The 21,455-nt window shown below is 50.0% G+C and carries 14 protein-coding genes and 9 tRNA genes; 20 read left to right on the top strand and 3 right to left on the bottom strand.

The window, feature by feature from the left end:
* Positions 1-10 precede the first annotated feature (10 nt).
* The 20 genes from BM200_RS21300 to BM200_RS21205 all read left to right on the top strand — a co-directional run bounded on the left by BM200_RS21300 (position 11) and on the right by BM200_RS21205 (position 18,039).
* Positions 11-87: transfer RNA gene (locus BM200_RS21300), tRNA-Asp, on the top strand.
* 16 nt (positions 88-103) lie between these two features.
* A tRNA-Phe gene (locus BM200_RS21295) sits at positions 104-179 on the top strand.
* A 25-nt stretch (positions 180-204) separates the two neighbouring features.
* Positions 205-280 (top strand) — tRNA-Thr (locus BM200_RS21290).
* A gap of 8 nt (positions 281-288) precedes the next feature.
* Positions 289-372: transfer RNA gene (locus BM200_RS21285), tRNA-Tyr, on the top strand.
* A 14-nt stretch (positions 373-386) separates the two neighbouring features.
* Positions 387-459 (top strand) — tRNA-Lys (locus BM200_RS21280).
* Positions 460-471: 12 nt separating this feature from the next.
* Positions 472-556 (top strand) — tRNA-Leu (locus BM200_RS21275).
* A 421-nt stretch (positions 557-977) separates the two neighbouring features.
* Positions 978-2,780, top strand: a complete 1,803-nt coding sequence (locus tag BM200_RS21270) for a sensor histidine kinase (protein ID WP_091188642.1) — start codon at positions 978-980, stop codon at positions 2,778-2,780.
* On the top strand, positions 2,773-4,380 hold the full coding sequence (locus BM200_RS21265; protein ID WP_091188641.1) for a response regulator transcription factor: 1,608 nt from the start codon (positions 2,773-2,775) through the stop codon (positions 4,378-4,380). Before BM200_RS21270 ends, BM200_RS21265 begins: the two co-directional genes overlap by 8 nt.
* 107 nt (positions 4,381-4,487) lie before the next feature.
* Positions 4,488-5,828: an ABC transporter substrate-binding protein gene (locus BM200_RS21260; protein WP_091188640.1), complete on the top strand. Its 1,341-nt coding sequence runs from the start codon at positions 4,488-4,490 to the stop codon at positions 5,826-5,828.
* A 69-nt stretch (positions 5,829-5,897) separates the two neighbouring features.
* Positions 5,898-6,776 (top strand): carbohydrate ABC transporter permease, encoded by an 879-nt coding sequence (locus BM200_RS21255; protein ID WP_091188639.1) that lies wholly within the window; start codon positions 5,898-5,900, stop codon positions 6,774-6,776.
* The gene (locus BM200_RS21250) at positions 6,776-7,594 is read left to right on the top strand and encodes a carbohydrate ABC transporter permease (RefSeq protein ID WP_091188638.1); all 819 of its coding nucleotides are present in this window, start codon (positions 6,776-6,778) and stop codon (positions 7,592-7,594) included. The genes BM200_RS21255 and BM200_RS21250 overlap by 1 nt, the downstream gene beginning before the upstream one ends.
* A gap of 139 nt (positions 7,595-7,733) precedes the next feature.
* Complete coding sequence (locus tag BM200_RS21245; RefSeq protein ID WP_091188637.1) at positions 7,734-10,802, top strand: discoidin domain-containing protein; 3,069 nt, start codon at positions 7,734-7,736, stop codon at positions 10,800-10,802.
* 143 nt (positions 10,803-10,945) lie between these two features.
* Positions 10,946-11,032, top strand: a tRNA-Leu gene (locus tag BM200_RS21240).
* 3 nt (positions 11,033-11,035) lie between these two features.
* Positions 11,036-11,110, top strand: a tRNA-Gly gene (locus tag BM200_RS21235).
* Positions 11,111-11,187 (top strand) — tRNA-Pro (locus tag BM200_RS21230).
* Between the two features lie 213 nt (positions 11,188-11,400).
* Positions 11,401-13,137 carry a sensor histidine kinase gene (locus BM200_RS21225; RefSeq protein ID WP_175532948.1) on the top strand — a complete coding sequence of 579 codons (1,737 nt, stop codon included), beginning with the start codon at positions 11,401-11,403 and terminating at the stop codon, positions 13,135-13,137.
* Complete coding sequence (locus tag BM200_RS21220; RefSeq protein ID WP_091188635.1) at positions 13,134-14,216, top strand: response regulator transcription factor; 1,083 nt, start codon at positions 13,134-13,136, stop codon at positions 14,214-14,216. The genes BM200_RS21225 and BM200_RS21220 overlap by 4 nt, the downstream gene beginning before the upstream one ends.
* 186 nt (positions 14,217-14,402) lie before the next feature.
* Positions 14,403-16,121 (top strand): extracellular solute-binding protein, encoded by a 1,719-nt coding sequence (locus BM200_RS21215; protein WP_091188634.1) that lies wholly within the window; start codon positions 14,403-14,405, stop codon positions 16,119-16,121.
* Between the two features lie 124 nt (positions 16,122-16,245).
* Positions 16,246-17,136, top strand: a complete 891-nt coding sequence (locus BM200_RS21210; RefSeq protein WP_091188633.1) for an ABC transporter permease — start codon at positions 16,246-16,248, stop codon at positions 17,134-17,136.
* A 15-nt stretch (positions 17,137-17,151) separates the two neighbouring features.
* Positions 17,152-18,039: a carbohydrate ABC transporter permease gene (locus BM200_RS21205; RefSeq protein ID WP_091188632.1), complete on the top strand. Its 888-nt coding sequence runs from the start codon at positions 17,152-17,154 to the stop codon at positions 18,037-18,039.
* Between the two features lie 20 nt (positions 18,040-18,059).
* On the opposite strand, the gene BM200_RS21200 is transcribed toward BM200_RS21205, so the two are convergent.
* The 3 genes from BM200_RS21200 to BM200_RS21190 form a co-directional block, all read right to left on the bottom strand.
* On the bottom strand, positions 18,060-18,584 hold the full coding sequence (locus BM200_RS21200; RefSeq protein ID WP_091188631.1) for a hypothetical protein: 525 nt from the start codon (positions 18,582-18,584) through the stop codon (positions 18,060-18,062).
* Positions 18,584-19,066 (bottom strand): hypothetical protein, encoded by a 483-nt coding sequence (locus tag BM200_RS21195; protein ID WP_091188630.1) that lies wholly within the window; start codon positions 19,064-19,066, stop codon positions 18,584-18,586. Before BM200_RS21195 ends, BM200_RS21200 begins: the two co-directional genes overlap by 1 nt.
* Positions 19,067-19,205: 139 nt before the next feature.
* Positions 19,206-21,332, bottom strand: coding sequence for a pectate lyase family protein (locus tag BM200_RS21190; RefSeq protein WP_091188629.1), 2,127 nt, complete (start codon positions 21,330-21,332; stop codon positions 19,206-19,208).
* Positions 21,333-21,455 lie beyond the last annotated feature (123 nt).

Below are 21,455 nucleotides of genomic sequence, written 5' to 3'. Positions count from 1 at the left end.
AACACGATGTGGAGCTGTGGTGTAGAGGCCTAACATGCCTGCCTGTCACGCAGGAGACCGCGGGTTCGAATCCCGTCAGCTCCGCCATTTTTATCAAACATCAGGCTCGGTAGCTCAGTTGGTAGAGCAGAGGACTGAAAATCCTCGTGTCGGCGGTTCGATTCCGTCCCGAGCCACCATGTTAGATGGTGAACATTATAATATGCCGGTGTAGCTCAGTTGGTAGAGCAACTGACTTGTAATCAGTAGGTCGTGGGTTCGACTCCTATCGCCGGCACCATAGCTTGTGGAGGGCTAGTGAAGTGGCTAAACACGGCAGACTGTAAATCTGCTCCTTCGGGTTCGGTGGTTCGAATCCATCGCCCTCCACCATTTCTCTTTTATGAGAGCCATTAGCTCAGTTGGTAGAGCACCTGACTTTTAATCAGGGTGTCGAAGGTTCGAGTCCTTCATGGCTCATTTTTTATGTTTGCGGTTGTGGTGGAATGGCAGACACGCTATCTTGAGGGGGTAGTGCCCACTGGGCGTATGGGTTCAAGTCCCATCAACCGCACCATACTTAACGATTCGAGGCCTTGCTGAGCAAGGCTTCTTTTTTGTTTGCAAGATATCTTATAGTTTATATTAAATTAGTTGATATCTTTTGAGATTTAAGATGATGAAACGTTAGTTTGATATTTGTAAGCGCTTTAATTTATGGTGGTTTGATAATTTCGTTAATAATACTTCGTTGTAACGTTGCAATAGTCAAAAAAATGAACATCGGATTTACGATAATTTGAATTGCGGGTACTCTGAACAGACGTTATAATGCATCATCACATTAGAAAATTTGACATGAAGAAGTGAGGGGGAGGAACAGGAGAGATGAACGGGATATCTGCGACATTAGATGATCTTGCCTCCACGGTGGACAAGAGGCCGGCAGTATTGAAGTTATTTGAAAGTCAGCATGTGCTGAAGAGGGGACCGCAGTGATGAAGCTCATGAAATGGCTGTTCGTCAACCGGAGTATCCGGACGAAGATCGTCTGGAGCAGCGTGCTCACGTCGCTTGTTCCGATGCTTGTGTTGTCGTTTCTTTTCTATGAATCAAGTACGAAGTCACTGGAGCGTACGATGTATCGCAGCACGAATCAGAACGCTCAGTATGTGGCCGGTTATCTGAATCAATATTTTCGTGACCTGTCTTCCTCAGCTCTACAGGTGTACGGTTTCTCCCGCGTTATGAACCTGATGGAGCATGGCCGCAACGTTAACGACGAAGATTTTTTTGCCGTTGGCGAGTCACTGAAGAATTACTATACGCTTGTCTCCAACAAGAATAAGGATACCGTGATCAAAATTATGATCTTTGGCAAAGACAACAAGCTGAAGGACTTCTGGTCGAGAGCGGCAAGCTACGACTCTATTCCGTTTAACGAGAGCATCCCCCATTACGAGGATATGCTCGATTTGCCGTTCCAGCAATCGCTCTCCTTCTCATACAAGGATGCCGCGTTTAACCAGGATTTTTTCGTATTTGCGATTACGATTTATGATCCGTTCTACCATAGTAAAATCGGCACGCTTGTCTTTTACATTCAGATGAAGGAGCTCACCAAGATCATAGAGGCGAACAATCAGCCGCCGAATGTAATCGTAGTGCGCAACTCCAGAGGTGAGACCTTCTATCATACGAGCGATGAGTACGATGGCGTTGTATCCTCGGTCGCTGCGCCGGACGTGCAGTTGAAGAAAAAGCCGAAGGAAATTCGCTTCGAGCAGCGTCAGGATTTGCTCGTCGGCACGTCGTATCTTGACAATGGCAACTTGTCGCTGACGATTGTCTATCCGAACGAAGAACTGGCGCGTCATCGCAACAATACGCTGCTGATCGCTATTGGGGCATTGGTGTTTGCGATGCTCTGTATTTCTCTGTTGTCGCTCCTCGCCCAGCAATTTTTGACCAGACCGATCAAAAGGCTAGGCCAGGCGATGAAGAAGGTGCGCAACGGTAACTTTCACGTTACGCTTTCACAGCCGTACCGTTACCGGGATGATATTTCCGAGCTTACTCGGAGTTTCAACTTTATGACGGAAAAAATACGCGAGTTAATCGAGCAGCGTTACCAGATGCAGCTTCGGAACAAGGAAGCGCAGCTGCTTGCCCTACAGATGCAGATTAACCCGCATTTCTTGTATAACACGCTGCAAACGATTGGCGGTAAGGCGGTGCTAATCGGTGATTATGACATTCCTGAGATGTGCCGTTCGCTTGGGGACCTGTTCCGATACAGCTTTTATGAAGGTAATACGGAGTCCACGATCCGGCAGGAGCTGGTTCATGTCGGCAACTATCTGTACATCCAGCAGTTTCGGTTCGAGGAATCGCTTCGCACGGAATTCGACGTGCCTGAATCGCTTATGGAAGCGCCCACGATCCGCTTTGTCATGCAGCCAATCATTGAGAATGCCGTCGTTCATGCACTTGGTGGTCCTGACGATGGGCAGCTGCTCATCCGGGTTCGGGCCGAAACCGACGGTGAGACGATCGTGTTGTCCGTCATTGACAACGGCCCCGGCATAGTGCCTGCCAAGTTAGCGGAGCTGAAGAGCAACCTGGAGACAAAGTCGATGGAAGTGTTCTCCGGTGTGTCGATTGGATTAAAAAACGTACATGAGCGCATACGACTTGCATATGGCGCGTCATACGGCCTTCAAATAGACAGCAAGCCGGGTGAAGGGACAATCATACGTATCCATATTCCATTTAGAAAGCGTGGAGAATCTCATGTTTAAGGTAATGGTTGTTGATGATGAGCTGTGGGGACGCAAGTCAGTCGGCAAAATGATTGCTGAGCTGCAGCTTGACATTGAAGTTGTGGCGGAAGCCCGCAATGGTGCGGAAGCAATGGAACTCATTCCAGTCAGCAAGCCCCACATTATCGTGACGGACATGAACATGCCTGTCATGAACGGCCAGCAGTTTCTCGAGCAGCTGTATCACCGGTATAACCACATCAAGGTCGTCGTGATCAGCGGTCATGCTCAGTTTGAATACATGAAAGCGGCAGTGGCTTTTCAGGCATGTGAGTATGTGCTCAAGCCAGTGTCGCCTGTGGATCTGAAGGACGCAATGGTTAAAGCCATACAGGCAAGCCGCAGCCATATGAGCTTAGAGCAGCGTGAGCAGTTTGCCAGCGAAATGCGCAAGCTGCGTACAGAGGCGTTCTTGCAAAATGTGACGAGCCGGCGCATCGCCAACACGGCCGACATCATCTCCCAGGCAGCAGAGCTGCTCTCGAGCCCTAGAATTGGCCGCTACCGGCTTGCTGTCTGCATGCTTCGCCGTTTCCGGGAGCTGGCGGAGACAAAGTTTAACGGCAACGCGGACCTTCTTATGTATAGTCTCGAGAATATGATGAGCGAATTGACGAGCGGCGAGCCGTTATACGTCTTCAAATCGGATGATCGTTTGCGTCTTTGTTTGCTGCTCCCTGAGTCTGAAACGGACGGTGCGACCGTTCAAGAGCTGCTGCTTCCTTTCCATGAAACGGTCAGCCGCATGTTAAATTTACATGCTGTCGTCGGGTTGAGCGAGCCGCGAGTACGGTTGGATCAATTGCCCGAGGCGTTCGAGGAAGCAAGCGACCGTCTATGCGGCAGCATGCTGCGAGGAACAGACTTTGCGGTCAAGATGACCGACGTACCAACGGAGATGCAAGAACGCAGCGAAGTACTCGGAGGATTCGATGCTAAGCTGCTGCAGCAGGCGATCGCCAGCGGCCAGGCAGCTTCTGTACGCAGAATGCTTGGCGAATTTGCGCGCAAAGCCGAGTTGGCGGATTCGCTGACCATTCGTAGCGCTCAGAAAGAACTGCGCAAGCTGGGTGCTGCCGCCGGAAGCAAATGGCCGGTTATCGCCGCAGCCAGCCCGCTGCTGTCCGATCACCGTGCGATCGAAAGCGTGATGACAATCTCCGCGCTGCATGACTACGTATCGGAGCTGTCGGCTGCCATAGAAACGCATATACAGTCCAAATCAGCGACGGATGCGACAAATCCGATGGGCGATATCGTTGCGTACCTGGACGGGCATTATTTCGAGGACGTCGGGCTTATTGATATCGCCACCCGTTATCATATGGACCCGAGCTATTTAAGCCGGCAATTCAAAGCCGCCACCGGCGAAAATTTCATCGAGTACGTGACGCGCAAGCGGATGGAGAAGGCGTGCGAGCTGCTTCGCCAATCAGACAGCAAAGTCAGCGATATCGCCGAACTGGTCGGCTACGAGAATCAGCGGTACTTCAGCCAGGTATTCAAGAAATTTACCGGGCGAACCCCCTCGGAATTCCGGGAGTCGCTTCCGTCCCTTTTCCCCCCTGCAAAAAATTGAACATGGCGTCTCCAATTTATTTTATTCCGGCCGCCGCCAACAATCGGTAAACTGAGCATCAGGACGGGAATGCTCGATCCAACAATAGCAGAAAAGGGGAAATGGATATGAACAAGAGACTCGGCCTTGGTCTCAGTCTTGCCTTGATGACCGCGGTGCTTGGCGCATGCGGTGGGAATAGCAACAATAACGCAGCCAGTCCGACGAATTCGGCAGCGGAATCGGCCAGCCCGGCAACGGAATCGGCGAGCGCACCGGCTGATGAATCTGAACCGGTCACGATCTCGTTTATGCACTTCAAGAGTGATGCGACGGACGGCATTAACAAAATCGTTGAGCAGTTCGAAGCGGAAAATCCGAATATTAAGGTTGATGTACAGCCGGTCAAGTTCGACGACTACGCCACACTGCTTAAGACGAAGCTCGCCAGCGGCGATATTGTTGATGTATTTACTTTAAACGCCGGCAGCACGACCAAGCTGTACAAAGACGGCGGCTATCTCGAAGACTTAACTGACCAGGAATTTATGAAAGCTTTCGATTCGGGCGTGCTCGCGGAGCAGGCAACTGACGGACGCAATTACATTATGCCGCTTAACGCCGGACCAATCGCCGTGTTTTATAACAAGAAAATTTTCTCCGATCTCGGTATCGAAATTCCTACGACGTACGACGCGCTTATGGCCGAGGCACAAAAAATCAAGGACGCGGGCAAGACGCCGTTCGCGCTTGGCTGGAAAGACGGCTGGCCGCTTGGCATGTGGTTAAGCCGCGATTTCCCGAGCAACACGGTGCTCGTTGAGAAGCAGACGGACTTCTTCGACAAGCTGGAGAAGGGCGAAGCGAAATTCGCTGATAACCCGGCCGCAAAGACGACGATCGCTCACGCGCTCGACATGTTCAAGTTCGGTAACAAAGACCAGCTCGGCGTCGACTACAACGGAGCGGTCGACATGTTCGCCCGCGAAGAAGCTGCCATGATGTACATGGGCACTTGGCCGCTGCCGGACATCGAGAAGAAAAACCCGGAGCTGTTCGCAACCGGCATGGGTTACTTCCCGTATCCGTTCAGCAACGATCCGGCTCTCAACAAGCTGGAGTTCAACCCGGACGCTTCTGTTGCCGTGAACAGCAAGTCCGAGCATAAGGAAGCGGCGCTCAAATTCCTCGCATATTTATCAAGCGTACCTGCGGCAAATACATGGGTGGAAAACGTGAAGACGCTGACGTATGTGAAAGGCGCCTCGGCGGATATTGCACCGGCGGTCACGGAGCTGAAGCCTTACTTCGATAACGGTCAGCTGTACAACTCGCAAGTGTTTATTACAACGACGATTGATTGGTCTACTCAGTTCTCCCAATATGTACAGAAAGTGTTCTTCAATAAGGCGACGCCGGAAGACATCATTAAGGATCTCGATGGTTGGGTAGCAAAAAACCACAAATAATAGAGGTTTGACGACGTGAACGGCATAGGTGCAGCCTATGCCGTTCCTTCCGGAAAGGAGAGGAAACCGATGGAAAGCTTGAAAAAAACGATGCGACGCGAGATGTGGTACATCCTGTTCCTCATTCCGGGTGTGCTGTTGTTCACGTTTGCAGTCATTGTACCTTTTGTAACGGGCATTCGCTATTCGTTCACGAACTGGGACGGCATTTCCCGAAAGTTGACTTATATTGGCTGGGACAATTACGTGAATGCACTCCAAGATGCTGATCTATGGACGGTTCTTGGCAACACGTTCAAATATGCGATTATTCTTACGCTGCTCGTCAATGTAGTTGCACTTCTGTTTGCGCTGCTGCTCGACAGCTACTTGCCGCTGCGAAATTTGTTCCGCACGATTTTCTTTTTACCGAGCGTCATTTCGGTTATACTCGCAGGTTTTATCTGGAGCTATAACTACAGCCAAGGGTTTCCGAAGCTGCTCAGCCATCTCGGAATGGATATAACCAGTCCGCTTGGCAATCCCGATCACGCGCTGTATGGCCTCATCATAATCGCCGTCTGGCAAGGTATTGGCGCGCCGATGATCATTTACATTGCCGGCTTGCAGGGCATTCCGGCGGAGCTGTCGGAAAGCGCGCGCATCGACGGAGCTGGTCCGCTCCGCGTTTTCCGCAATGTTACGCTGCCGCTGCTTGCACCGTCGGTGACGATTAACATGCTGCTCGTATTGACCGGATCGCTGAAAGTGTTCGACCTCGTACTTGTTACAACGAACGGCGGACCGGGCTTCGCGACCGAGGTCATCTCCACGTTCATTTACAAAAATGCGTTCTCCTCGTTTAAAGCCGGGTACGGTATGGCGCTGTCGATGATCTTCTTCGTTATTCTGGTCATCGTAACGATCGTGCAAGTAACGCTATTTAGAAAACGGGAGGTGGAGATGTAATGAAAAGCCTGCGAATGCTCGTGTTCCTTGCGGTGGCTGCGGTTGCGGTCGTGTTTCTGTTTCCGCTTTACGTCGCAGTACTCATGGCGCTCAAATCGGCAAAGCAGACGTTTGATTCGTTTTACGCGCTGCCGTCTTCATTAGATCTGACCAACTTCGTTCACGCCTGGGATACGTCGAAGTATCCGACGGCGATTCTGAACAGCGTGATTATCACCGTCCTTTCGGTCCTGCTTATCCTGATCATTTCCGCCTTGAGCGGTTATGCGATCGCACGCGGCAACAAGCCGCTGTACAGCTTCTTCTTCCTGCTGTTTCTCTCCGGCATGATGGTGCCTTTCCAGGTTACAATGCTGCCGCTTTACCAGCTTGGCAAGTCGCTCGATATGCTGAACAATTATTGGGGCATCGTGCTCATCTACGGCGGTTTCGGCGTCCAGTCCGGCGTGCTGTTCTTTACCGGCTTCGTGCGCGGCATCTCGCGCGAGATCGAAGAAGCGGCGCGCATCGACGGCTGCTCTACGCCGGGTATCTTCATCCGCATTGTCATGCCGCTGCTGAAACCGGTGACCGCGACGGTGCTTGTGCTCAACGCGCTGTATATTTGGAACGATTTTTTGCTGCCGCTATTGTATTTGCAGGACAAAGACTTCCGGACGATACCGCTGCAGCAGTATTTCTTCTTCGGCCAGTACAGCAGCGATCTGAACCTTGCGTTCGCGTACGCGGTTATGGGTCTTATACCGATTATCGTTTTCTTCCTGTTCATGCAGCGCTTTATTATTAAAGGGATAGCCGCAGGGGCGATCAAAGGCTGAGCTTTCTAAAACGCCTCAACAGCAAAAAAGCGCACATCGATATCACAAATAATTGGATTATTATGGTGGATTAGCTGTCGTACAATGGGTGGCGAGAGCAGGGTTGCCTGCTCATCATCACCCATTAGGAGGGGAAGTAATGAGTAAGCAAGGCTTGAAGGTGTTGCTGTTATTCTCGCTGCTGTTGTCAGTGCTGTTGCCTATCGGCGCCCGAACAACGTTTGCGGCACCCGTATCGATCTCTCAGACGGGCAATATTGTAACCGCTGCCAATGGAACAATTACCGTCACGTACGACTTATCGACGGGCAAAGGCACATTCAAGGAAGGCACCGCGACACTCATCAGTGACTTTTACTCGGATTATGCATTGGATGGAAGTTCGACGCGGTATAAGTCGACCGATTCGGCGTCACGGTCCGCGAGTTGGACGACAATCGGCACGGACGGTTATGGCACGAACGGCAAGCAGCTGACGATTGCAAGCGCGCTCGCTTCGGGCTCCACGATAACGCTGCGCATCACCATGTACGAGAACCGTTCTTATATCATCTCGGATATGACGGTCAGCAAAGGCACAGCGCAAACGATCAACTTCCTCGAGCCGATTGCGGCCAATAATCTCGATATCGGCTCCGGCAGCGACAAGCGCATCTATACGACTCCCTATACGAACAACTACGATTTCGGCGTTGCCCCGGTTAACGATTTCGGCAACAGCCAGAACGGTGACGACCGCCCGTACGGCACAGGCGAAACGTGGTCGGCGTTTAATGGCAAAAGCTATTGGGTCGCGGCCATGTTCGACAATGCGAGCAAGAAAGGCGTCGTTGCAGGCGCTGCTACGACGAAGACGTGGAAGAGCATGCAATACCTGGCGCCGGCAAGCAGCGCGAACGGTCCGCTCACCGGGTTTGCGGTATACAACGCCGGAGGGAAAAAGAGTGGCACGTCCGTGTCGAGCGACAAGTTTTTCCTCGGGTATTTCGCTGATTACCGCGTTGGTCTGGAGACTTTCGGCCAAACGTATGCAGTTGGCGAGCCGAAGCTGGATTGGAGCGGAGACGTGCCGATCGGCTTCAACACATGGTACGCCTACTACACGTATGGCACGGCGGATGCGATGCTTCCGATGACGGATTACTTTTACTCCCATCTGAAGTCGCAAGGCTACAACTACATTAATCTCGATTGCTGCTACAAAGGAGTACCTGGTCAGACGCCCGTGCAAAACATGGAGGACTTCGCCGATTACGTGCATAGCAAAGGGATGAAAGCCGGCACGTACTCCGCTCCGTTCGCGATCTTCGATCCGCTGACGGATACCGTGCCGACGACCTTGTATACGTTTGGTGACATTGCGCTTAAGGATGCTTCCGGCAACCCGATCAAGTCATACATCAACACGTACATCGTTGATGCGACGCATCCTGGCGGACAAGCGTATTTGCGGTGGATTATGCAGACGCAGCATATCGACCCGGGCTTTGATTACGTCAAGCTCGACTTCATCGACCTTGGCATGTATGAGGGCAGCTTCTACGACTCCACGAAGAACGGGATGCAGGCTTACCGTATCGGCATGCAGATCATGCGCGATACCCTGCTCGCTGCGCCGCAGGACATCTACATTAACGAATCGATCGCGCCGCTGCTGCCGTCGGGCTATGCCCATGGACGCAGGACGGGCGTCGATACAACTATTGGACTGGAATCGTACCCCGGCATTGAACGGCAGGCACTCAATACGGCGGCATCCTGGTGGACGAATGGTACGTTGTACGCATACAACGATGCCGACATGCTGTTCCCGGAAAGCGTAATTGACGGCTTCAACAAAGTGACGCTGAACGAAGGGACGCTGCTGTCAACGGCCATCATTATGGGCGGGGGGCACCTGCTTATTGGCGACAATGTGCCATTTATATCGGAGGACCGAATGAAAACATTGTTCAACTCCGATTTGCTCAATCTGGTGAAGGCCGGCAAAGCGGCACGGCCGGTGTCGATGACGAACTTCTACCATAAGCTGGAGCATTCGCCGACAGCGGTCTATTTGACGGCGGCAAACGGCGACAAGTATATCGGGCTGTCCAACTGGGATATGAATAACTCGAAGCCAACAACCGTGACATTCAGCGACCTTGGCCTTAGTTCGAGCACGACCTATACGTTAACCGAGCTGTACAGCAAAACGAAGCTTGGAACATACTCCGGCAGCTACAGCCGCACGCTGAAGCCGGGCGAATCGATCATCGTTCGCGTCTCCCCGCAATCCAGCACATGGCCGCTCGCCGCAACGAATCTTGCTTCCGGCAAGACGGCGACCGCGTCGTCGACCTGGTCTGCACAAACCGGTTATGAGGCATCCAAGCTGACGGACGGCAGCCAAGCGACGAGATGGAGCGGGGAGAGCGGCACGGCTAATAACGAGTGGGTCGAGGTAGACTTCGGTTCCAGCACGAGCGTTAACCGCGTCGTTGTGAACGAGCACGCTTATGGCAGCCAGAACTTCCAGATTGATACGTATACCCTGCAATATTGGAACGGCTCGAGCTATGTGAACTTGACGAAGGGCTTTACGATAGGCGATCGGCGCGTATTTGATTTCCCTACCGTAAATACGTCCAAAATCCGGCTTTATATTAACAAAGCGAGATTCATCCCATCAATCAATGAAATCGAGGCGTACAATGTCAGCGGCAATACGGGCTTCATCATCGATCAGGACAACAGCAACACCTCTTATTCTGCGTACTCGGATATCCGCGCGGGTATTCAACGGATGCAGACGTTCTCCATTACGCAATCGAGTCTGCCTAGGCTGGACGTCTATTTGTACGAAAGCTACGTGAATAAAGTACCGGAGGATAACTTGTACTTGGACATTGTCCAGCTCGATGCCAATAACAATCCGGCGCAGAAGCTGTTCAGTGCCTCGCTTAATCCGAACAATATTCCGGGAGCAGCAACGCCATATGCGGTATATCCGCGGCTGACGGGGCTTGACACTACGAAGAAATACGGACTTATTCTCCGCTCTCCGCAGACAATCGACGACAGCTCGACGAATAACAAGTACGGGTTTGCTTATAACGACAGCAATCCGTACGCCGGCGGCTTCGAGCGGTTGTCTACCAACGGGGGAGCTAGCTGGACGACGGAGAACGGCGGCACTCGTGATTTGATTTTCACTATTTACAAGTAGAGCGATAAGGGTGTCCTCCTGACAGATGATAAGTCTGCAGCGGGGCACCCTTTTAGTTGTTGAAGGGTGCAAGGAAATTCGAAAAAATAAATATTGCATATCCGGCTATGACGAGATATAATTTTCTATACGTTGCAAAAAATGCGGTCATGGCGGAATTGGCAGACGCGCTAGATTCAGGTTCTAGTGTCAGCAATGACGTGGAGGTTCGAGTCCTCTTGACCGCACCATTTGCGGAAGTGGCTCAGCGGTAGAGCATCGCCTTGCCAAGGCGAGGGTCGCGGGTTCGATTCCCGTCTTCCGCTCCACGGGATGTAGCTCAGCTTGGTAGAGCACCTGGTTTGGGACCAGGGGGTCGCATGTTCAAATCGTGTCATCCCGACCATTTTACATAATAGAGGGTTATAATACCCAATGATAATGAGGCCTTTTATCTAGTTATAGATAAGAGGCCTCTTTTTTGGTTATTCTTAACTCTCCCCGCAAGGCAGGATAAACTCGCTTAATAGCGAATATTGACTTGTTCTATACTTGTTGTGAGGTGATGGAGGTGTACTACAATCGTTTGAAGAAGGCTGCTAACAGGAAAATAGGATTCATGTCTATACTTCGAAACCGGTTTGTTTTCTCCTCTCTTCGCAAAAGAATTATGGTGTTTTTGACCATCGGTTTTGTAGGATGCGCCATCTTGATGGCATCTGTCTCTTACAATGCGATCTACACGATGCAGCGCGACAAAATCAAGACTTCAATGGCAGTTGATTTATACCAGCAAACGTCAAAGCTGAATCAGATGTACAATAACATGCTTCAGGTAACGCAGCAGATGACGCCGGAAGGTACAGTGGGTCATCTGATGGAGTCGTATGTTTATGCGGAGGATACTTATAGTCAACGTCTTCTCTCGCGTGATATTTCCTACAATATTGGGTTAATAACTTTTTCGAACCCGGCCATGCAGTTGGTCATGTATTATAATCCCGCAAGCGGGCAGGCATCGTATTCCAATCTGCCGCTTCGCAATGACTTTACGCTGCAGTCTTTGCCTAACGTCGCGGGCACGGGGGAGTTGAAATACCAATCTCCGCATAAGTCACTTTGCCGGTTCAGCGATGATCAGGTTATATCGGTGACAAGAACGGTCGAATTTTCAGACGGAACACAGCTGGTCGTCTACGTCGAGGCCAAGTCTGACATCACCACAGATATGAAATCGCTTACAGACAGCTTGAATATGCCTTATACGCTTGTTTTAACGGATACGGCGGACAAGGTGGCTTACAGCAGCAATTCAACCGTTATTGAAGCCGGGGAGAGTCTCGCGCTAAGCGAACAATCCGGTATGACAAGCGATTATGTCTGGAACCGGATGAGCGGAGATTACGGCTACGGCATTGCGCTGCTTCTTCCCGTCTCCTTCTATAATCACGAGCTCTATACGTGGAAAAATCATATGTATTGGATTCTTGCGATTGCCCTCCTGATGATGTTTATGCTTACTCTTGTATTACGCCGGCTTATTAACAGGCCTTTTCGGCTGATAGAGAAGGAAATGAGGACGTTTGGCAAAGGATACATGGGCACCCGGCAATACCACACGGGGATCGACGAATTTGACCGGATATTCGATCAGTTTAATATTATGAAACGGCAAATTCAGCGTCTGATTGTGGATGTAGAGCAAAAGGAAAAGCGCCGGCATCAGCTGGAGATAGAAAAGCTTGCCTACCAGATCAACCCGCATTTTCTGATGAATACGCTTAATTCCGTACGCTGGCTGGCGGTCATGCATAAGCAGGAGGAGATTGAGAAATTTGTCTCCTCGTTAATTATTTTGCTGAACTATAATTTGGGCAGATCCGAGGAAAAGGCGACCTTCCGATCAGAAATTCAGGTCATGAGAACCTATCTGGAACTGCAGCAAATGCGGCATGATTTTGAGGTGAAGCTGGATATGGAAGAAGGGGCTTATCTCGATAGTCCGGTTGCCAGGTTTATTTTGCAGCCTATCGTGGAAAATGCCGTCTGTCACGGTCTTGATGATAACGGCAGGCTGGAAATCAGCGTTTCTTCGGATGAAACGTCGCAGATGGTGCGCATTGTAATCCGCGACGACGGCAAAGGGCTGAGCCAAGAGACGCTGGCTTTGCTGCAGCGCGACACGCCGGATCAGCAGCAGACAGGCTGGGGGATTGGACTTCGTTATGTTCGATCCATGCTGGAATCCTTTTATGGCCATAAAGCTCGTATGGGTATAGAAAGCACTCCGAATCAAGGCACAACCGTTACGTTAAGCCTTCCCTATCTTCATTCCGGAAAGGAGAGAGCGATTTGATTCGTGTATTGATTGTGGATGACGACAAGCTGGCGCGCAAAGGCCTCATCTCCATTATGCCTTGGTCCAATCACGATATGATTGTGGTTGGGGAAGCGGCGAACGGCGCGAAGGCGCTGGAGTTTATGGAGCAGCATGAGGTGGATCTCATGTTCGTGGATCTCTCCATGCCCGTCATGTCGGGGATGGAGCTGCTGCAAATTACGCGGCAGAGATTTCCGGACTTGCGATCTGTCATTTTATCTTTTCATGAAGAATTCGAAAATGTGCAAACGGCTTATCGTATGGGCGTGCTCGACTATATATCCAAGGTGAGACTGGAATCGGAGGACGACGAGCAAGTATTGAGCCGGATCCAGCAGCAGATGACTGGCGAAACGCCGCAGCGCTCGGCAAAACTTCCTGTCATATCGCCGCCTTCTTCTGCTCCTGAGCGAAATGACGGTTCGCAGGAGGAAGAGGAGTGGAGCAGGCTGGAGCAGGAATGGCGTTCCCATTATTGGCTCTATAATGAATCCTTCTTTCAGCGCTTGTGCAAACAAACCGTTGAAGCCAAGGTTTCTTACCGCCGTCTGGAGGGGCTGTTCATGCGCGTGCTGTCACAGATAGAGTCTCTTATCTCAATAAACGCCGAGCTGCGGTCCGATGCCAATGACGTGCGGTCGGCGGTAGAATGGCTGCGTGATTACAGAAAGCGCGTTTATGCGCAGGTAGCGGCCTCTTCTGATTTCACCAATACGACGACCAGTATCCTGAAGGCCGTGTTGTTCATTCGCGAGCAGGCCTCGAATACGCTGCATGCCGAGGATGTTGCTGATCATGTGCACATGAGCCGAAGCTATTTCAGCCAATGCTTTAAGAAACTGACGGGCTCGACGTTTAATGATTATTTAAGACAAGAACGGATAAGAGCGGCTGAACGGCTGCTATGCGAGACCAATCAGTCCATCTCGTGGGTTGCTCATGCGGTAGGCTACAGCGACTCCAAATACTTCTCCCAGCTGTTCTATGAACAGACCCGCCTCCTGCCCTCCGAATTCCGTGCCCAATTCATAGGGGGGAAGATTGATTACAATTAATCGAACAAATATCTAACCTCTGCTCCTTATCTATCGCAAAACACGGTACATCCGTCTGACTATTTTTAAGCGCTTTCCATGTACAATGAGATGGCAAGGAAAAAAGTAAGCGCTTACGAACTAAAAGTCGCTTCACGATTCTTAAGCGCACTCTTACGAAGCAAGAATTCTTTTAGGAGGGGTTAGATGAAAAAGAATATGGCACTGCTGCTTTCCACTGCATTACTTGGTGTAAGTTTGACAGCATGTTCGTCCTCAAATGATTCATCAAACAATTCGCAAGAGTCCTCAAGCCCTGAAACAAGTTCCGAAAGCCCGGCATTGTCGGGAGACGACCTGGCGTTCTCCAAATTTCCGAAGCCTGTTGATGTACACATCGGCATGGTAGTGGATCCGACGGACAAAACGCTGCCTGAAGGCGATAGCGTAAGCAACAACCAGTACACGCGTTATCTGAAGGAAAAGTACAACATCAACGTCATTGTGGACTGGACGGCTGCAACGGGCAACGACTTCAAGCAGAAGGTCAGCTTAACGATCGCATCGGGCAAGCTGCCTGATGGCATGGTGGTCGACGACCGCTCCTTCATGACTAAAGCGGCAAGTTCGGGGCTGCTGTACGATATTGGCGAACTGTTCGATCAATATGCGTCCAAGCAAGTGAAGGACATTATGGCAAGTACGGAAGGACGCGCCCTGGAAAATGCCAGCTACAAAGGCAAAATGGTCTCGCTCCCGAACATTACGGTGGACACCGACGGCGTTCACGTCATGTGGATCCGCAAGGACTGGCTCGATAAGCTGAGTCTGCCGGTGCCGAAGACGGTGGCGGATCTTGAAAAGACGGCTAAAGCGTTTATTGATAATAAGCTGGGCGGCGACAAAACCATTGGTATTGCCGGCCCATCCAAGAATTCATTCCCTTATTCCACATTCCTCGTCTCTTCCAACAATATGGCCGGATTTGACCCGATCTTTGGCGCTATGGATGCTTATCCGGGCTACTGGCTCGACAATGGCGACGGAACGGTATCGTACGGAACAACATCGGAGAATACGAAGAAGACATTGGCCTTGCTGGCTGACTGGTACAAAAAAGGACTTATCGACCCTGAGGTGGGTACCCGTGATAACACAGGGGATCCAATTAACGCGAACCAGACGGGTATTTTCTTCGGACCATGGTGGGCCGGCGGTTACGGCAACGGGGACTCCTTCAAGAACGACCCGACGGCGAACTGGCAGGCTTATCCGGTCTACTCCGATGACGGCAAATGGAATACGCATATGAAAACAACGGGTAGCACTTACACCGTTATTAGCAAAAATGCCAAACCGGACGTCGTTAAGGCCATTCTGATCATGAACAATGCGCTTGTGCGTGATGAAGCAACCTTCGACCTGTCCGTAGCAGTCGGCTGGTATCCGCTCCGCAACGTAATGGCTGCGGCTAACGAAACGGAATACGAGTATACCGAGCTTATGAAGGTACTGAAAGGCGAAGCAGAACCAGAGGATTATAACGAACCGAACAGCTTGTACAAACTGATGTATGCCGATGCGAAAAAAGTAAGAGACGTCGTTAAACCTCCGTTTGACGAGCTTGGCGTCAGCAACTTCAGCACCGCTAACTTTGGCGATTTCCAGCGGTTATATTCCCTCTTAATCGGTGACCGTCCGTTCGCAACAACGCCAATCGACAAGAAGGTCTACAGCGTGACTTACAACCAAACGCCAACCATGGAGACCAAATGGGCGAACCTGAAGAAGATGGAGGATGAGACCGTTCTGAAAATCATTCTTGGTCAGGCGCAGCTCGACTCCTTCGACAAGTTCGTGAAGGACTGGAAGGCGCAAGGCGGAGATGAGATCACGGCGGAAGTTGCTGAGCTCTTGAAGAAATAAGGATACGTAAAGCTTGCGGAAGGCACCTTGCTTTTCGGTGCTTTTCGCAAGCTTTCTCAAAATATAAGAAAGTATAAGTTTTCAATATACTATGCTTATATTTAACAGACAGGAGGTTAGCCGTATGAGGAAATTAGGCCATCAGAAGCACTATTATTTGATGCTGCTGCCGGGTATGGTCTGGCTTGTCATGTTCAGTATTGTGCCTATGTTCGGGATTCTGATGGCATTTCAGAATTATAATCCGGGGATGGGGCTGCTTAAATCCGAGTGGGTTGGACTCGAAAACTTCAAGTATATGTTTCAACTGAATGACAGCAAGACCGTGATTACGAACACCTTAATCATTGCCGTAGGCAAAATCGTGCTTAACCTGATCGTCCCGCTTGTCTTTGCTATTCTGCTGAACGAGCTTCGCAACTTGCGTTACAAGAAGTTGGTCCAGACGGTTGTTTATCTGCCGCACTTTCTGTCGTGGGTTATTATGTCCACCATTGTTATCGGAATCTTCGGCTACTATGGCGTTGTAAATACAGTCTTCGGTTACTTCGGAGTGGATCCCCAGCTGTTTATGGCAGATGCGGGGATATTCCGGCAGCTGATCGTCGGCACGGATGTCTGGAAGGAATTTGGCTACAATGCGATCATCTATCTGGCGGCGCTGACAGGTGTTAATCCAAACCTCTATGAGGCGGCTGCTATTGACGGGGCTAACCGCTGGCAGTTGATCCGGCATGTCACTCTGCCTGCGCTGACGACTACTGTTGTCCTGCTTGGGGTATTAAGTCTTGGCAGCGTGCTGAATGCCGGCTTCGATCAGGTCTATAACCTGTATAACCCGCTTGTATATTCCACAGGTGATATTCTCGATACCTGGGTTTATAGGCTGGGCTTGCAAAATCTTCAATTCTCGCTGGCGACGGCGGCCGGATTGTTCAAGTCAGTCATTAGCTTTGTGCTGATCTACATTTCCTATCGCCTGGCCTATCGTTATGCCGATTACACGATATTCTAAGAGGAGGGCGCTGCTGTGGTAAGAAATACAACATTAGGTTCACGGGCGTTTGATATCGCGAATATCATCCTCCTCGGGCTATTGGTCATTAGCTGTATCTACCCGCTTTGGTACACCTTCTGCGTATCCATCTCCGAAAAATCGGCCGCTAATGCGGGCTTGGTTACGCTCTATCCCATCGGCTTCTCCTTGACGCCGTATAAGGAAATTATTAATGACAGCATGTTCTTTAACGCGTTCTGGATTTCGATCCAGCGTACCGTGCTTGGCACAGGCTTCGCCTTGCTGATGACGGTATTAATGGCTTACCCGCTCGCACGGCCGCAAAAAGATTTTAAAACGCGTAATATCTTCATGTGGATCCTGGTCTTCTGCATGTTGTTTAGCGGCGGCCTTATCCCATGGTATCTCACCATTCAGAACTATCATTTGATCGATTCGATCTGGGCGTTAGTGCTTGGCGGGGGAGTACCGGTATTCGATGTCATCCTGATCATGAACTTCTTCCGCAATCTGCCGAAGGAGCTGAATGAGGCAGCCGTTGTTGACGGCGCCGGCCCATGGTCGGTCTTGTTCCGGGTGTATATCCCATGCTCCATTCCCGTACTGGCCGCGGTAGCGCTGTTCATCAGCGTGTACCACTGGAACGAGTTCTTTAACGGGTTGGTGCTGAGCAACACCCAATCCAGTTATCCGCTCCAAACCTATATTCAGCAGCTTGTCGTTAACATTCCGGTTGGCACCAATCTGACGCCCGAGCAGTATAAAAAGCTGTCGGAGCTGTCGAACCGGACGCTGAACTCGGCCAAAGTGTTTATCGCCATGGTGCCGATGCTGATCGTCTATCCTTTCCTGCAAAAGTACTTCGTATCCGGTATTATGCTAGGCGCCGTGAAGGAGTAAAGCAGAAGAACCACATCCGTCTATTGGATGTGGTTCTTGTTATATTCCTGCCATCGTTGATTTGAAAAGGCGGCTCGATACATCTTTAGTTGAATACTTAGCACGACCAGGTAGATGGGGATGGAGTAAAGGATTGTATAACCGTGTTTATAGTGGAATAAGCCGACCTTGATTCCAAACCATTCGAACATCAGGGAGATGCCCGACCACAAAATAATATATCCGATTACGGGCATTCCGGAGATGCGATAACGTTCAGCCCCATAGATAAACAGGTATCCGTAGGGCGCATACATTAAATAAGAGATCAAATCAAACGTTTCATAACTGGATCTGTCGCCAACGTCGTACAAATCAAAGGGAGGTACTGCAATCGTATGGTCAAAAATGAGCCCGAACGTGACGCTTAAAAGCATAGTGAAGATCGTCTGCAAGGGTGATAATGTTCGCGGCAGCAGCCAATAAGCTGCAAAGCCCATAGACATCAGCCCGATAACAAACCACTCATTGCCGTTGAAATGATGGTCGTAAGTGATTGTATTCATTATCGGATCCACCCTTCTTTTGAAGCCATCCGTTGAAAGATTTTCCCCCATAATAAAGTATATGCCATCACCAAGAGGATCATCAGGGACTCATTCAAGTAGCTCCAGTTCTTATAGATAAGAACGTGATTCCAACTTAGTTCCATGCCGAGCAGTAATTGTAATAGGAAGGCATAAACGGTTATGCCAATGCGGATGCTTGTTTTTGGCGATGTAAGAAAAACATTCGCGAATGCAAGCAGAATGAACGTGACGGTGAAGTCATTATCTAGAATTAAGGCTATAAAATGCGGGATGTCCTTGTTTATTTCAAATAACTTAAGATTGTAACCGCTGATGGTTAATTTGTTCGTAAGGATGACTTCTACAGCCATAAATAGAAGGAAGTTGGCTGCAAGCGGGAGCTTATAACGCAGATTCAGAAGAACTTGAATACAAAACCAGGCGTATAAAATAAAAATAACGATGACCAAAGGAAGCATTCCTTTCTTATCCCATTCATCGATTAGAATTCCCTTTGACCATAATGATATCCGTATAAATATAGGTATTGTTATAGCGAAGACCCTCAGCCCAATTGGCTGAGGGTCTTTTTGCCGTGCCGGGAGGCTTGAAAGCTCCTTAACTTAGCTTCATGTAATAAAGATTTGTAACACTGTCCTTGGTAATCGCATGTGCTCCAGCCGCAAGAGAGACCTGAACAATGCCATTCGTGATGGAATAGCTTGTTCCATCAATCTTGATTTTGGTACCGTCTGCCGTATTAAATACCAAGGTTAAGGTTGAAGCCTCGGCAGCCGTAAACGTAATGCTGGTCGAGCTCTCGATTTTCAGGCATTGTGTCAGGGTTAGACCATTATAAGTTACAGTCCCTTTGGAGGTGGAGAGACTTCCCTGAATGTTGAAGAAGTCGCTTGTTTTACCATTTGTCGTAAAGTTATGAATATGCTCTCCAGCTGCCGGAGTCTCTGTTGGGGCTGGCGTAGCCGTTGGTGTTGGCGATGGAGTTGCTGTAGGAGTTGGGGTAGGGGTCGAAGTAGGTGTTGGCGTTGGATCTACCGGGCCCGCATTTCCTCCAACGGATACAAGCTTAGTCGCATAGCTTCTTATCTTGGACATCAGTGCTTCATTAAGGGCATACGACGTATCATCGATCGAGTCATTAAACTCCCATGTGAAGTCTCCGTTATTGAGGCGACCGGCTTCTGCCGTAACTACTTGTTCAACAGCGTTTACGCTGTCAATATGGGAGGCGTTGACTCCTGTATGAACGCTTGTATCAAAGTTATTATAAACGGTTCCGCCAACTAATGCTTTGTAAGAGCTTGGAACAGTTTCTGTTCTGGAGGAAGCCAAGTAGGCGTCAAAAGAGGTCTCGTTAGCCGCAGCGGTTCCGGCATTCGAGTTGGCATAGATTAGACTGCCAGCGTCAACAATGACATTGTTATAGGCTTTAATCATCCCTCCGTTCTCGCCCGAGAACGTGCCTTCCCCTAATGCATCGGTACCCTGCAAAGAGCTCATCATGGGATCCTTCGTATGTCTGAAATAATTAGATTCAACAAAGGCGGAAGCCCCTGTCGTAACGCCAACACCATATTTGGAGACGCCGTCATAGAAGTTGTTGTAGATATGAGCAGAAGCCACTCGTATACGCGGGTGACGAGAGTCCGAATGGTCGAACCAGTTATGGTGGAAGGTCACGAAAAACTCAGCTGACTCGCTTAAACCAACAAGAGAGGCTTTACCGGAGTCCCAGTAGTGATTGTACGAGATAGTGATATAAGTCGAGCCTTTTTTGAGATCTGTGGAACCATCGCCCTTAGCCTGGTCCGCATCTCCTCCGGCCGTGCCGTAGAAAAGATCATTATTATGCACCCAGACATTCACATTGCCCGTATCCATTGAAATGCCGTCGTCCGGGAATAACATGAGCCCCAGATTTCGGACTTCCAGGTTGCCTGCATAGCGAAGAAGCAATCCCCAGCCATACGCATAAGCATCGTTGCCGATACCCTCGATCGTCATATTCATTTCCGCATAATTGCTTTTCCCTTTGACTTCAAGATATCCGCTGCTGTTCAGCTGTCCGCTTAAGTTATCGCCCGTAATCTGCCCGATCAAACGGATAGCCAGCGGCGTTTTATCATAGCCTTTTTGCCGGAGTGTCATAATTTCGCCTAAGCCCACGGCGGTTTGTAACGTGCCTGAGCTATCGATTTTCACATCAAGAGGGACGGTTTGCGCCGTATTCGATGTGACATAGATGACTTGAGCGCCATTCTTGAGCGTTCCATTATCGTTATAAGCGCCTGATCCCGAACCATATTGCGAGTTGGACGAAAAGGCAAAGCCGGATCGGTCGTACGCCGTCACGGTTAGCGGGCTTGTAACAATACTTTCCGTTGAACTGCCTGACAGCATCGCTTCAACCTTCAGCACATAACTGCCGGCTGCCAGCCCTACCGCATCGGCCCGCCAATAGGCGGGGTATTTCCGGATTAACTCATTGTCGATCTGCTGATACGAGGCATCTGATGAGCCTGCAGGCTTCACATAAACCTTATATCCTTGCGCGTTGCTTACAGGGGACCATTCCACGTATGCCGTTTCATTCCAGCCTCCGCTGCCCGTTATCGCAATACCGGCAGCATGTAAGGTTGGGCCGGGCAACCCGACTCCAAGCAAGGATAGAGTTATAACCATCGCCAGAACAAAACCCGATATACTTGCTAATTTTTTCTTCAATAAATTCCCTCCTCAAATGAATTGTCGCCTTTGTGGCCAAATACCAGGCCAATCGTGATAATTCATGCTTCGTAAGCATGGACTCAAATGAATTGTCGCCTTTATGGCCAATCATGTTGAAAC

The organism is Paenibacillus catalpae, assembly GCF_900112695.1.
GTDB lineage: Bacteria > Bacillota > Bacilli > Paenibacillales > Paenibacillaceae > Pristimantibacillus > Pristimantibacillus catalpae.
The sequence above is the reverse complement of the archived record's forward strand: the minus strand, read 5'-3'. Positions and strand labels throughout refer to the sequence as shown.